The organism is Bacillus sp. D7-8, assembly GCF_052055895.1.
GTDB classification, from domain to species: domain Bacteria; phylum Bacillota; class Bacilli; order Bacillales; family Bacillaceae; genus Bacillus; species Bacillus velezensis.
Genome location: NZ_CP179922.1, coordinates 3595571 through 3609682 on the forward strand (window position 1 = coordinate 3595571; position 14112 = coordinate 3609682).

Here is a 14112-nt window from a genome sequence, read left to right on the forward strand (position 1 = left end):
TTCTCTATTGTGCGGTGTATCCACCGTCTGCGGTGATCGCGCTTCCGGTCATATAGCTTGATAAATCCGACGCGAGAAACAGCATGACGTTCGCTATTTCTTCAGGCTTGCCGAGTCTCAGCAGCGGATTGACTTTCGCTTTTTCTTTTTTGATTTCTTCAAGCGTGCCTTCGTTGTTTTCAAGGAACGACTTTTCATTCAAAGGTGTGTCAATGATTCCCGGGCACACGCAATTGACGCGGATGTTGTGTTTGGCGTAATCGACGGCCATCGAACGCGTCAGCTGCAATACGCCGCCTTTAGAGGCGTTATATGCGGGAATGTCGGGCCATGCAACGACTCCTCCGACGGAGCACGTGTTAATGATATTGCCCTTGCCGCTTTTGAGCATATACTTGAGCGCGTGCTTGCTCATAAGAAACATGCCCGTCAGATTGACGTTGAGCACCTTGTTCCAATCGCTCAGCTCCATCTCATGAATCGGGGCGACAATTTCGATGCCGGCGTTATTGATTAACACGTCCAATCCGCCGAACTTGTCCGCCGCTGACCGGATGGCGTTTTGACATGCCGGCTCATCTGTAATATCCGTCTGCACAAAATGCAGCCTGTCATTGTTTTCTTTCCTGATCATCGCTTCTCCCTGCGCCTCATCAATATCCGCGACGACCACATTCGCCTGCTGATTCAGAAACGCCTGAACCGCGGCATAACCGATGCCTGATGCGCCCCCTGTGATGAGGACGGTTTTATCCGTCAGGTTCATGACTCTTTCGCCTCTAATTTTTTCGCTTTTGCTCTGTTATAGCGCGGAGGGAAAAAGATATTGACTGATTTTGAATCTTTTTCAAATCTGTTGATGGCGCCGTGATCTTCTCTCGGATCGCAGAAATAAGCTGTGCCGAATGTCATATCCACTTTGCAGCCTTCAATGGTCATATCATAGCCGCCGCCGATGCAGATGCCGATCTGTTCATTGCGGTGTTTATGGAACGGCATTTCTCCCCCGTTGCCCGGAATGTTGGCAAGCATGATTTCCACCCAGTCTTCCACGAAGAACGTGACTTCCATACCGGGCAATAAGTCTCTCGTTTTAAAAATATTCAAAAAATAATCTTCAGGGCTTGTGTAGGTTTCACCGGCTTTCAGGCGTTTAATATCAATGGCGATCACTTCTTGATCCGTCTCATTTCTTGCGCCGTGAGGCACATTAGGAGGCGCGATATAGGCTGATTCCAGCGCTGTCATCTTTCTTGTGACATCTCCGACAGTCATGGACAGCTCCCCGGAAACGACAAGGCCGATTTGGACTTCCTTATGCTGATGCGGTTCCACGTTTGTATGCGGCGGAACGTAAGAAAGCAGAACTTCCGTATCTCCTCTGACGGACGAATATTGTCTTACTCCGTTATCCCATTCTATTAATTTAGGCGTCGGGAAATAAAGTTCCTGCAAATCTTGTTCAGTTTTCATCATGAATCTCTCCTTTTCCGAATAATGACCAGCTCATGGGAATGCTTTTAAATGTTTTGACAAAGTGAAGGCCGTACTTTTGTCTGGCCAGCTCATTTGTCAGCGCGATGTCGGACAAACCGTCCTTCACTCTTTTCGCGGCTGCGCTCGTTGAGTTCACCAGATCAAACGTGACATCTTTACGGGTAAAATACTTAATCAAATTGATAGGAGACGGGTGGGATACGATGACAGTCTTATCAAGCATGTCATCCGTATATTCAAAACCGGGCCGGACAGCCAGGCCGTACATCGGGGTGTCGCACCTGAAAATTTGCAGAAGCTGCAGATCCGGTCTCATGTAGAAGTGCTTAATGCCGTCATACGCGTGAGGCACAATTGTGTATTCCAGCGGACTTTGAAGCGTTTTTTCAATGCACGATTCAAATGTATCATGCAGTGATAATTTGCTGTTCACCCCTTGGAGAAGGGTAAAATTGGTGATGAAGTTTTTTGCTGCGTACTCACTACTTGTCCCTTCAGGACCGAGCGTGTTGATCGTAATCAGTTTAGATATTGAATAAGCCTTGCTTTTTGTTTGAATGCTATTATCCAATATAATCATGAGCACCAACCAATCTGTTAAATTTTAAGTAAATATTATCCATAGATGTTCAAGCTGTCAATATTATTTGAAAATATTGATAATTATTCCTATATATTAGAAAACACCCTATGACATAGGGTGTTAAAATTAACATTTATAAAATTATAGAAACTTTATTTTACCGATACAATGTTTGGTCGGCCTGATGCTCATATTTCCCATACCTTCTGTATGCGAAAACGCTGAGGACAAAGCCGATGAGGGTGACGGCCGCACAAATAAATCCGACAGCTGCATATCCGTATCCGACATAGACCGGACCCATGACAGCAGAACCCAAGGTGACGGCCAAATTGGACGCCAGACTGTAAAATGCCATGATTTTGCCCCGGCGGCTCTGTGAGCAATCACTTAAAATGGTGCTGAGCAAGGTCACCGTCAGGCTTTGCATCAATCCCCAGACGAATAACCCGATGACCAAAAACGGCATTGATGACGGCGCATAGGCGAGACAGGAAAGCCATATGCTGATCACGGCCAATGCCGCGATCAAAGAGCGCATTTTCCCCGCCTTATCTGCGATTTTTCCGGTGAACACGCTCATGGAAAAACCGATTCCGTACACCATGATCAGCAGCCCTGAAGCTGTATTTCCCCCCGGCAGCACGCGGTGAAGATATGTGCCGAGAAAGGAATACATGCCGTAAAAACCGATCATGTTGCAAAAAGTGATCGTGAGGTATACAGGGACACGGGGCACCTTCAGCGCATCCCGGAAAGTGCCTGCCTGCCGTCCGTTTTCCTCTTCTGTTTTATCCCCATCCGCCGTGCTGCGGCGCGCCTCAATGAAAATGAGCGAAGCAACGAGGACAGACATCATGGCGAAAATCCAAAACGTCCACCGCCAATTCAAAACACCGCCGATAAAAGAGCCGATCGGAACACCGAAAATCAAAGCGAGCGACCAGCTTGACACGATCAGACCCATCACCTTGCCGCGGTACGCATAAGGCACACGGTCGCCGACCACCGCATATGCTGTCGGCACAAACGCACCCGCCGCGAGCCCGGAAAGCGCCCTGCCCAGAAAGAAGAAAAAGAGATTGTGCGCCAGCGCGCAGATCACCGTGCCGGCCGTAAATATAAGCAGCCCCGCCAGCAGGCTGAGTTCCCGGGAATATTTATCTCCCAGCGGAACGAGAAGCGGCGCGCCGATAAAAATCATCAATCCGTAAATACTGATGGAAAGCGCCAGCACACTGACATCCGAGCTGAAAGCCTGCGCTAAATCCGGAAGCAGCGGAGAAATCACCAGCTCTTCAGAACCGGCGGCAAATACGCCTAATGTCAAAGCAAGCGCGAGACAGATCGGAAATCGGCGTTTCGTTTCGATGTGATCGGTTTGTTTGCTGTTCATGCTCTTTGAACACCTCTTCCGTAAAACTTTTCTACCTTTTGTTATTTTATAGTTTAGCATCCTTATGTTTCATTTTACATTTCAAATGAAAACTAATTCTATTTTTTTATTTACATTCAGATTTTAAATAAAATATTTAGTTTGTATTCAATAAATGATATAAAATACACCGTCCGGTTATGCTATAGTGATAGAATCATTTGTTAAGGTGGGGGGCATGGAATGAATAACACTGATTCAAAGGCCGCCCGCGCAGGCCTCGGCATGGTACTGATTCTCGGGACGCTCGCTTCATTCGGGCCGCTTTCGCTCGATATGTATCTGCCCGCTTTGCCTGAAGTGGCGGCCGATCTTCATACGACAGCGTCACTTGCGCAGCTGAGCCTGACGTTTTGTCTTTTGGGGCTGGCGGTCGGGCAGATCGTTGTCGGGCCGCTCAGTGATATGATCGGGCGCCGGAAGCCGCTCATTCTGTCATTGCTGCTTTATACGCTGTCTTCTTTATTATGCGCCTTCAGCCCTTCTGTTTCGTTTTTAATTGTCATGAGGTTTATTCAAGGATTCACCGGGGCGGCCGGAATCGTCATCGCACGGGCGTCCGCACGCGATATGTATTCCGGAAAAGAATTGACGGCTTTTTTCTCATTACTGATGCTCGTCAATGGGGCGGCACCGATTTTAGCGCCGATTACAGGGGGATTTATCCTTCAGTTCGCCGGCTGGAAAATCGTATTTGTCGTGCTGGCGGTGATCGGCTGTATCATTTCTGCCGCCGTGCTTACGGCGTTGCCTGAATCACTCCCGCCGGAAAAGCGGACAAGCGGCGGACTCCGGGAGACGCTGATGACGTTTCGCGGCCTGCTTGGCGACCGGATGTTTATGGGATTTGCGCTCAGCCAGGCATTTGTGATGACCGGCATGTTCGCATATATTGCCGGATCGCCGTTTGTACTGCAAAACATCTACGGCGTATCGGCGCAAATGTTCAGCCTGCTGTTCGCCGTAAACGGTGCGGGAATCATATGCGCCACTCAAATCACCGGACGGATGGCCAAAACACATGATGAACGGAAGCTGTTTGTCTCCGGACTGTTGATCGCCGTCATCGGAAGCATCGCTTTGCTTTTATCACTTGCGTTTGGTTCAGGCCTGACGGCGGTCTGCATTTCTTTATTCATCATTGTTTCTTCTGTCGGGATCGTCACGACGACGGGATTTTCTCTGGCTATGCAGAAACAGGAGAAAGGCGCGGGAAGCGCTGCGGCTCTTCTCGGACTCCTGCCCTTTATCGGCGGTGCGGCTGCCGCTCCCCTGGTCGGTATTGCCGGAGAAGAAAATGCCTGGCCGATGGCCGTCAGCATTTTCGGTTTTGAGTTCTGTGCCGTTCTATCCTATGTGCTGTCAGCCAAACGGAAAACAAAGTAAAGCCCGCCGCTTTTTGCGGAGGGCTTTTTTTCTTATCCGGCAGCGCCTTTTTCCGAAGAAGCCGGCTCACGCTTCAGGCGTTTTTTGATACCGAAGTGATAATACGCGTAACAAATGATCATCAGCGGGACGCCGCAGTACAGACCGATACGCTGGTCGGGGATAAAGATGAGACTGATCAAGATAAGACCGTAAACCGAAAATCCGAGAATCGGCACGATCGGATAAAGAGGCGTTTTAAATGCCAGGTCTTTCAGATTTCCTCCTTCAGCGAGAAAGCGTCTCCGGAAAACGAATTGTGAAGCGCAGATTGACATCCACGCGACGACGGTAATCATACCGGAGATGGAAATGAGCCACACATACACCGTTTCAGCCGCGAATACACTTGTCAGCAGGGATAAACCGGAGATGGCGATGGTGATGGAAAGAGCTTTCAGAGGCACGCCTTTTTTCGTCAGTTTCGTTAAGGAAGCGGGGCCCATCTTAGTTTTTGATAGGGACCACATCATTCTGGACGAAGCGTACAGCCCGGAATTCGCCACCGACAGCATGGCGGTCAGAATGACAAAGTTCATGATATCAGCCGCATAGGGAACGCCGATTTTATCCAGCACAGCCACAAACGGGCTTTCGATGACGCCTGCCGTTTGGTACGGCAAAATGGACACGAGAACAAACATCGCCAGCACGAAGAAAAACAGCGTCCGCCATATGACGTTTCGGATTGAGCGGGGAAGCGTCTTTTCCGGATTTTCGCTTTCTCCCGAGGCGATTCCGACCAGCTCGGTGCCCTGGAATGAAAAATTCACCATGACAAGGGTAAACAGCACGGCTTGGGCACCGTTCGGGAAAAGCCCTTTGTCCGTCGTAAAGTTTGACAGATACGGAGCCGTCTGCCCGCCGTTAAAACCGACAAAGCCGAATACCGCAGCGCAGCCGAGAATAATAAACAATACAATGGCCATGACCTTAATGCTGGAAAACCAAAATTCCATTTCCGCAAAACTCCGCGCAGACAGCGCGTTAATGGAAAAAATGACGACGCCGAATACAAGGCACCACACCCAAATCGGAACGGCCGGAAACCACCGCTGCATTAAAATCCCCGCCGACGTCAGTTCAAGCCCCACTGTATTGGCCCAGCTGAATGCGTACATCCATCCGATCGTAAAACCCGTCGACGGCCCGAGAAACTTTGCGGCATACGCTTGAAATGATCCTGCGACCGGCATGGCGACCGCGAGCTCCCCCAAACAAAGCATCACCAGATACATTAAAAATCCGCCGATCACATAAGCCAATATCGCGCCGATCGGTCCCGCTTCACTGATCGTAAAACCGGAGCCCAGAAAAAGCCCCGTCCCGATCACGCCGCCGAGGGCGATCATAAACAAATGCCGGCCCTTCATCGTGCGCTGCAATTCAGTTTGATTGGTATCTCCCTGCATATACATCCTCCTTATTCCGTTATGTCAGCCATTTGTGCGTATGTCTAATCGGTAGCTGTGCAAAAGGTGCATTGTCGTCTGCTGAATGAGCTCCGGCAGCACATGGAATGTGTACGGCTTGTACACGCGTTCCGTCCATTTATGGCCGTCCTTTCCGTATACCCCTATATTGACCGACGGAATATTCAATTCCCTGATTTCTTTAAAAGGAATCGTCCCGATGACATCCCAGCCCGGAAAATTATCGGTAAAGGCGGAGACCTCCTCGTCTGTTTCATGCAGCGATAAAAAGCTTCCGTCCGCTAAATAAGGGAAAAACTTTTTAAAGACGAATGTTTCTCCGGTTGATGCCGCTGTTTTATCGACCGCTTCTTGAATGACATGCTGCAAAAGCCGGTCCCGTGAGCTCTCTTCTTTCAGATAATTGTGCGGAAGGTAAGGCGGCGCATAGAAAATAATGACCTTGGCTCCCTGCTCAGGATCGAGTTTTTGCAGTTCCTCGACGGCTTTAAAGCATCTCATCCGCAGTTCAAGATGTTCATATGTTTTAAATGCCTGCTCGATACACTGTGCAGGGTCTATCCCGCGGCTTCTAAGCCTTTTCAGGTAATCTTCCAGACTGTACACTTGAACGTTCCATGACATCTCTTTTTTCGGCAGGCTCGTTCTCTCACAGTATTCGTCGTAATAATCAGATAATTTTTGCTCTGTCTCTCTGCAGGCTTCGTCAGCCACGGCAGTCAGCTGATCCATGACTACTTTGGCGGTTTTCTCGTAAATAAAATAATTAAAATAGACATAGCTGCTGACGGCGGTCTGCACGTTATACGCTTCCTTATTGTCACGCTGGTACAGGCAGGTCGGCGGAAGCACAAGCTCCCCTTCAATGTTTTCCGCCATATGAATATTGTTGTGAATTCTTCTGGTGATTTCTGATGCGATCAAATTCGGATCGATGCCGGACAGCGTATCACCGACATGCACCTCCCGCCCGTAAATCGCAAAGCAAGGCAAAAGCTTCCCTGCCGCGCCCGTGTAGATGTACCTTGTCGTGTCACCCTCATACAGCGGCGTGATAAAATCGTTATTAATCGCTGCTAAATAACGAAGCTGCTTTTCTTGTTTCAGCCGTTTTAATTCAGAAATGCTGGTTAAAATGCCGGAATGCTGGCTTTCTTCATCCGGATTTGCCATGAACAGAATATGGCCCGGCAGCTGATCGCGCCGTTCAGAAAAGTGAAGCAGATTGGCGAGATGAACGGCAATACCGCTCTGCATATCAACCGAACCCCTTCCGAACATCCACTCGCCTGAGCGGGCGTCCCGCTGCACATCCCGATCAAATTCATAGTTTGAGAAATATTCCGCGAGACGGTCGGAATCAAAAGCGATATCTTTTAAAGGGCCGAAATCCTCGATGCCGACCGTATCAAGATGAGCGTGATAAATGACCGTATTCAGGCTTTCGCCGTTTCCCTCAATAAATGCGAAAATATTTTTGCGGCCGTAAGGGTCCTCAGGAATCGCCTGCTCCCACACATGTGACGGATTCTCCTGAAAGTAGGGAAAGCTCTTGATCATATCTTTGATATAGTCGGCTTTTTTTCCTTCTCCCAATGTGCCGTTGATGCTGTTTAACGCCACCAGTGATTTCGTAATGGCTTCTATTTTCTCCTCCGGAAGCATTTTGCTGAGCTGCTGATACATGTTCCATCCTCCTTACCCTCATATAGAGAAAATAGCGCGACTCTCTTTTTCATCGCGCTATTTCCGAAAGATTAATAGGCTTCAGACGTTGTTTTTGCCTGCATATGAAGAATCAGATAGTCAGGTCCTCCGGCTTTTGAATCGGTTCCTGACATATTGAAGCCGCCGAACGGCTGGTATCCGACAATCGCTCCCGTACATCCGCGGTTGAAGTATAGATTCCCGACGTGAAAATCTTCGCGGGCGCGTTCAATGTGCGCACGGGTTTTCGATAACAGAGCGCCCGTCAGTCCGTAATCGGTATTATTGGCAATCTCAAGCATATGGTCGAAATCACGGGCTTTTGAGATCGCGACGACCGGCCCGAAAATTTCCTCCTGCATCAGGCGGGCGTTTTCATCAACATCCGCAAAAATGGTCGGCTGAATAAAGTATCCTTTTGAATCATCACCTTCGCCTCCCGTCAGGAGTTTTCCTTCTGTTTTGCCGATTTCGATATACCTCATGACTTTATTATAAGATGCTTCGTGGATGACTGGCCCCATGTATGTATCAAAATCTTCCGGACTTCCGACGGTGAGTGATTTTGTTAAAGCGACGGCTTTTTCAACAACTTCATCATAGACGTCCTGATGGATTACCGCACGGGAACCGGCTGAACATTTTTGGCCTGAGAATCCGAAGGCGGAATACACGATTGAGGAAGCGGCAAGATCAAGATCAGCATCTCTGTCTACAAGCACCGTATCTTTCCCTCCCATTTCGGCGATGACCCGTTTCAGCCACTTTTGGCCCGGCTGTACTTTTGCGGCGCGTTCATAAATACGGCATCCAACCGCGCGGGAACCTGTAAACGACACAAATCTCGTCTTCGGATGCTCAACCAGATAGTCGCCGATTTCTCCTCCGTCGCCCGGTATGAATTGGAGCACGCCGTCCGGCAGGCCCGCTTCTTTCATCACTTCAACGAATTTCGCCGCCACGACAGGCGCCGCATCCGCCGGTTTCAGCAGTATCGTGTTGCCTGTTACGATGGCTGCCGCCGCCGTTCCCGCCATAATCGCAAGCGGGAAGTTGAATGGAGAGATGACGATCCCCACCCCAAGCGGCTTATAGTGATACTGATTATATTCTCCGTCACGGCTCTTTACAGGGGAACCGTCTTTCAGTTTCAGCATCTGACGGGCGTAATACTCTAAAAAGTCGATCGCTTCCGCCGTATCCGCATCCGCTTCCTTCCACGGTTTTCCCGCTTCTTTCACTAGATATGCGGAGAATTCGTGCTTTCTTCTGCGGATGATCGCCGCCGCTTTAAACAGCACATTCGCGCGGTGTTCCGGCCGTACTTTTTTCCATGTTTGAAATGCCTGCAGCGCAGCCTGCATGGCCTTTTCCGCAAGTTCTTTTCCGGCTGCCGATACAGAACCGATCACTTCTTTTTTATCTGCCGGATTGACGGAAATGATCTTTTTATCCGTTTCAATCGCTTCACCGTTGATGATAAGCGGATAATGCTTGCCGAGCTGTGAATTTACATAAGCCAGCGCTTCCTGAAACGATTGTTTATTTGTCTCTTCCTGAAAATTTGTAAATGGTTCGTGTGCGTATGAAACTGTCATTAGAATTCCTCCCCGTATTTTGTAATGTGTGCTCACGCTTTATAAGATGCAAGAAGCATACCAGCATAGCAATTTGTGATAAAAATAAGAAAATCTTCTGCCGAAAGCGGACGAAGCTTGTCCGAATCTGTCAGCTGTAATCTGAAAACGCAAAGAAATTTTGCGATCCGCTATATAACTGATGCAAAATCTCTTTGCGGATAACACTTATACCCAGCCGCGGAAACGGGCCGCTTCAGCCGACTTTCTGATGCCTGTCATATAGGCGGCCAAACGCATATCGACTTTGTGGGTATGCGCTGTCTGATAAATGGATTCAAACGAATTCACCATGACGCTGCGCAGTTTTCCGGCGACTTCCTCCTCAGACCAGTAAAAGCCTTGATTATTTTGCACCCATTCAAAATAAGACACCGTCACGCCGCCGGCGCTTGCCAAAATATCCGGCACGAGAAGCACGCCTCTTTCATTCAGAATTTTCGTGGCATCTATCGTTGTCGGGCCGTTTGCCGCCTCCACAATGATTGAGGCTTTAATGTGATGGGCGTTTTCAGCCGTAATCTGATTGGAGATTGCGGCGGGCACGAGAATATCACAGTCCTTTTCCAGCAGCTCCCTGTTCGTTATGACATCCGAGAAGAGATTCGTCACCGTGCCAAAGCTGTCCCGCTTATCCAGCAGGTAATCAATGTCAAGGCCGTCAGGGTCATACAAAGCGCCGTGGGCGTCTGAGATGCCGATCACCTTGGCGCCGGCGTCATGCATAAATTTAGCGAGAAAGCTCCCCGCATTTCCGAACCCCTGAATGATGATCCGCGCATTTTCCAATGGAATCCCTTTTTTCTTAACGGCTTCCTCAATACAAATCGTGACGCCTTGCGCGGTCGCCGTTTCCCGCCCCTGTGAACCGCCGAGAACGATCGGTTTGCCCGTAATGAATCCCGGTGAATCAAATTCTCTCAGGCGGCTGTATTCGTCCATCATCCATGCCATAATCTGCGAGTTGGTATATACGTCGGGAGCCGGAATATCCTTTGTCGGACCGACGATCTGGCTGATCGCACGCACATATCCGCGGCTCAGCCGTTCCAGCTCTCCGAATGACATCGTCCGCGGATCACAGATGATGCCGCCTTTTCCGCCCCCGTAAGGAAGATTTGTGATGCCGCATTTTAAAGTCATCCAGATGGAAAGCGCCTTAACCTCTTCTTCACTGACTTCCGGATGAAACCGCACGCCCCCTTTTGTCGGGCCGACTGCGTCATTATGCTGTGAGCGGTAGCCCGTGAAAACCTGTACTGAGCCATTGTCCATTTTGACAGGGATGCGGACGGTTAAAAGCCGCATCGGCTCTTTCATCAATTCATACATATTGTCAGGGTACCCCAGTTTGCGCAGGGCCTCTTTTATGATCGATTGTGTTGACAAGAACAAATTAAGAACTTCTTTTTCTTCATCTTTCTGATTGCTTTTAGAAAGCGGGTTGGCTGACATGTTTTATCACCTCATCGTATTTTACGTGTAAGCTTCAATTACCGGCAGAACAAAATGTAAGCGCTTTTACACCAAAACCCATCAATCCCTTTCACATTGTCGTTACGCCCCTTTTTATATGCAAGATTCATGCCAGGTTTTTGCTTATAAAAAAAAGAGACTGTTGTCAGCCTCTCAGATTAAAGAGAAAGGGGATTTGAAGACGTATACAGAAGAAACCTTACTGCTTTATTAGAACCTAATACGTTTTAGACGCACAGAAAATATTGTTTTTTCAAATGGCACGCTATCTAAAGATATACCTCCTCCCATTTGCTCTACTAATCTCTTAGTAATCGTCAGCCCCAATCCGCTTCCCTGATAATTGGTATTTCTCGAGTCTTCCAATGTGTACATTCGTTCAAAGACACGGTCTTTATGCATTTCATTTATTCCTTTTCCTTTATCTGATATTTCTACAAAAACATCATTATCAGTTATTCTGATCTTTAAACCCACCATCTTACCATCGGAACCATATTGAATTGCATTCGTAATTAAATTATTCAGAACCCTCTCAATTGCATCTTCATCTCCGCTAACAAAGACAGAATCATCGGGTATATCAATCACTACTTCAAATTCTTTGCTAATTAAAATTTCGTAGTAATCCAAAATTATTTTTCGGCTGACTTCACATATGTCAATTCGTGAAGAATTTAATTTTTTATCTCCTGACTCTAATTTTACAAGTTCAAAAAAACGGTTTATTAACGCTAATACCTCGACCGTTTTTAAATTAACTGTTTTTAGTAAACTCATAACCTTTTCCGAAGTCAGACTTTTATCGTTATTTATAATTTCAATATAACCTAGTATAACTGTTAAAGGCGTCTTTAAATCGTGTGAAATATTTGATAACATTTTTCGCATGGACAGTTCAATACTATTGCAGTTCCCTTTGATCTTTTGATTATGGTCTAAAAGACGGTTTATTTGAATTAACAAGGATTTTATATATTTATCTTCCGTGTTAAGCAATAATCTTTCGCCTGTCTCTTCATTAACAACTTTTCGAAGTTTATTTCTTATATATTTAATCTCAGTCCTTAGATTTAATCGGCTTCGGAAAAGAAATATATTTACTGCTGCAGAGCATATGAATAAAATAACCAACATATAAAACAATTTAAAAATCTCCCAACTTATAACCGATTCCCCACAAAGTTTTTATGTACATTGGATGAGATGGATCGTCCTCAATTTTCTCTCTAAGCCGTCTAATATGAACATTAATTACATTCTCATCTCCATGATACTCATCTTCCCATACGGATTTATAAAGTTGAGACTTAGTATATACTTGTGAAGGATTAGAAATAAAGAGTTTTAAAATATTAAATTCTTTTGCCGTGAGATTAATCTTTTCATTGAATTTTTTAACAGAAAAGCCATGCAGGTCAACACTTAAATCACCTATTTTAATGATTTTTTCTTCCTTTGAAGACAGGGAGCTCTTATAGTGTCTTTCTCTTCTAATGGTTGCTTTAATTCTGGCTATTACCTCCAGCATAGAAAAAGGTTTAGAAATATAATCATCAGCCCCGAGGCCGAGACCAAGTGCCTTATCTACATCTTCATCTTTTGCAGACATGATAAGAACGGGAACCATACTTTTGGAACGAATCATTCTTAAACATTCCATCCCATCTATCTTCGGAAGCATTAAATCCAACAATATAACCTCAAACTTTTGGGTGTTCAATATGTCTAAAGCTTCTTCACCATTAAAAGCTGCTGTTACTTCAAACCCTTCTTTCGTTAAGCTTTCGCTTACCATATCGCTTATGAATTGGTCGTCTTCTACAATTAATATTTTGTAACCCAAGCTTTCCGCTCCTTAAATATAAAACTGATATTCTTAATTCACTGTTTATTTCAATCATTATACAGATAATTAATCTCATTATAATTATTTTTTATACAAAAGGAGATAAATATTCCAAAACATTTTAAATACAAACAAACAAGACAACCATTCTTCAATAGCGGGAATTGTTGTCTTGTGTTTTTCTCTTTTTATCTCACCTTTATCGAACCATCTTCACTAGATAGACTTACTTTATTACTTCCCGCGCCAATTTCACCTTTTTTCAGTTTTACGCCATCATGGCTCTTATTAAGCCCATCTAGATCAAACGTTACATCAGAATTACTCTGAGCAAAAACAGCAAGTGAAGTTGGCGCTTTTTTATAAGATACACCTATATCTCCTGATTTCGTATTTACTGATAAAGATTTTCCCTCTGTTATGTCCTTGATTGAAACCGTCCCATCTTTAGAGGTAATCTTTACATTGGAACTATCTATTTCCTTCATCTCGTTATCGCCGCTTGCAGATGTTATATTTAATTCCTCAAAAGAACTATTTTCAACGCTTAACGCCCCATCCTTGGATTAAAACTTTCCAGTATGAGCCGAAACATTATTGATTTTTTCATCACCGGAATGATTATCAACGACAATATTTTCAGCTGAAATTTCACTTAAATGTATAGTCCCATCTTTATTGGTTATTTCAATATTGTTCATACCTGAATCGGGAACATTAATATAGATTGTGCCGCCCTGCTTACCAAAAGTAAATCCATCCAAAAAGCCGCCATTCTTTTGTTCTTTTTGAGTAACGACCAAACCCCTCCCATTTTCTTGAAATGTAACTCGAGCCTTATCTTTCTTCTTCCCCTCAGCAGATATTGTTGCCTTATTTGAATTACTCTTTTTAAACTTCACATCCCATGAGTCAGTATATACTTTTAAAGTATCAATTTTTTCAACATTGTAGGACACGTTCTTTTTAAAGTTTTTTGTATCTGTCTTATAAAGGCTTAAAACAATTCCGCCGATTACGATTAACACTGCACAAGATGCTATAATTTTCTTCATTGTAGAATTTCTCCT

General features: G+C 45.9%; 11 protein-coding genes and 1 pseudogene. 1 reads left to right on the plus strand and 11 read right to left on the minus strand.

Translation table 11 applies throughout. The features are described from left to right. Positions 1–4 precede the first annotated feature (4 nt). From bacC to ACKTRM_RS17800, 4 genes are all read right to left on the minus strand, one after another. On the minus strand, positions 5–766 hold the full coding sequence (gene bacC, locus ACKTRM_RS17785; protein ID WP_007407673.1) for a dihydroanticapsin 7-dehydrogenase: 762 nt from the start codon (positions 764–766) through the stop codon (positions 5–7). Beyond that, the gene (locus ACKTRM_RS17790; protein WP_003151000.1) at positions 763–1473 is read right to left on the minus strand and encodes a cupin domain-containing protein; all 711 of its coding nucleotides are present in this window, start codon (positions 1471–1473) and stop codon (positions 763–765) included. The genes bacC and ACKTRM_RS17790 overlap by 4 nt, the downstream gene beginning before the upstream one ends. Further along, the gene (locus ACKTRM_RS17795; protein ID WP_003150997.1) at positions 1463–2077 is read right to left on the minus strand and encodes a bacilysin biosynthesis protein BacA; all 615 of its coding nucleotides are present in this window, start codon (positions 2075–2077) and stop codon (positions 1463–1465) included. The genes ACKTRM_RS17790 and ACKTRM_RS17795 overlap by 11 nt, the downstream gene beginning before the upstream one ends. A gap of 160 nt (positions 2078–2237) precedes the next feature. Then, positions 2238–3476 (minus strand): MFS transporter, encoded by a 1239-nt coding sequence (locus tag ACKTRM_RS17800; RefSeq protein ID WP_012118709.1) that lies wholly within the window; start codon positions 3474–3476, stop codon positions 2238–2240. Positions 3477–3698: 222 nt separating this feature from the next. Between ACKTRM_RS17800 and ACKTRM_RS17805 the strand changes: the two genes are divergently transcribed. Then, positions 3699–4901, plus strand: a complete 1203-nt coding sequence (locus tag ACKTRM_RS17805) for a multidrug effflux MFS transporter (protein ID WP_012118710.1) — start codon at positions 3699–3701, stop codon at positions 4899–4901. Positions 4902–4933: 32 nt separating this feature from the next. On the opposite strand, the gene ACKTRM_RS17810 is transcribed toward ACKTRM_RS17805, so the two are convergent. The 7 genes and pseudogenes from ACKTRM_RS17810 to ACKTRM_RS17840 all read right to left on the minus strand — a co-directional run bounded on the left by ACKTRM_RS17810 (position 4934) and on the right by ACKTRM_RS17840 (position 14097). Then, complete coding sequence (locus ACKTRM_RS17810) at positions 4934–6352, minus strand: amino acid permease (RefSeq protein WP_012118711.1); 1419 nt, start codon at positions 6350–6352, stop codon at positions 4934–4936. A gap of 24 nt (positions 6353–6376) precedes the next feature. Next, complete coding sequence (locus ACKTRM_RS17815) at positions 6377–8059, minus strand: M20 family metallopeptidase (RefSeq protein ID WP_012118712.1); 1683 nt, start codon at positions 8057–8059, stop codon at positions 6377–6379. A gap of 71 nt (positions 8060–8130) precedes the next feature. Further along, the gene (gene pruA, locus ACKTRM_RS17820) at positions 8131–9678 is read right to left on the minus strand and encodes an L-glutamate gamma-semialdehyde dehydrogenase (protein ID WP_012118713.1); all 1548 of its coding nucleotides are present in this window, start codon (positions 9676–9678) and stop codon (positions 8131–8133) included. 207 nt (positions 9679–9885) lie between these two features. Then, positions 9886–11172 carry a Glu/Leu/Phe/Val family dehydrogenase gene (locus ACKTRM_RS17825; RefSeq protein WP_003150991.1) on the minus strand — a complete coding sequence of 429 codons (1287 nt, stop codon included), beginning with the start codon at positions 11170–11172 and terminating at the stop codon, positions 9886–9888. Positions 11173–11403: 231 nt separating this feature from the next. Further along, positions 11404–12339, minus strand: a complete 936-nt coding sequence (locus ACKTRM_RS17830) for a sensor histidine kinase (protein ID WP_012118714.1) — start codon at positions 12337–12339, stop codon at positions 11404–11406. Position 12340: 1 nt separating this feature from the next. Next, a complete protein-coding gene (locus tag ACKTRM_RS17835; RefSeq protein WP_012118715.1) occupies positions 12341–13039 on the minus strand; it encodes a response regulator transcription factor in 699 nt (232 codons plus the stop codon). Between the two features lie 191 nt (positions 13040–13230). Further along, positions 13231–14097: pseudogene (locus ACKTRM_RS17840) on the minus strand (DUF4097 family beta strand repeat-containing protein). Between the last annotated feature and the right edge of the window lie 15 nt (positions 14098–14112).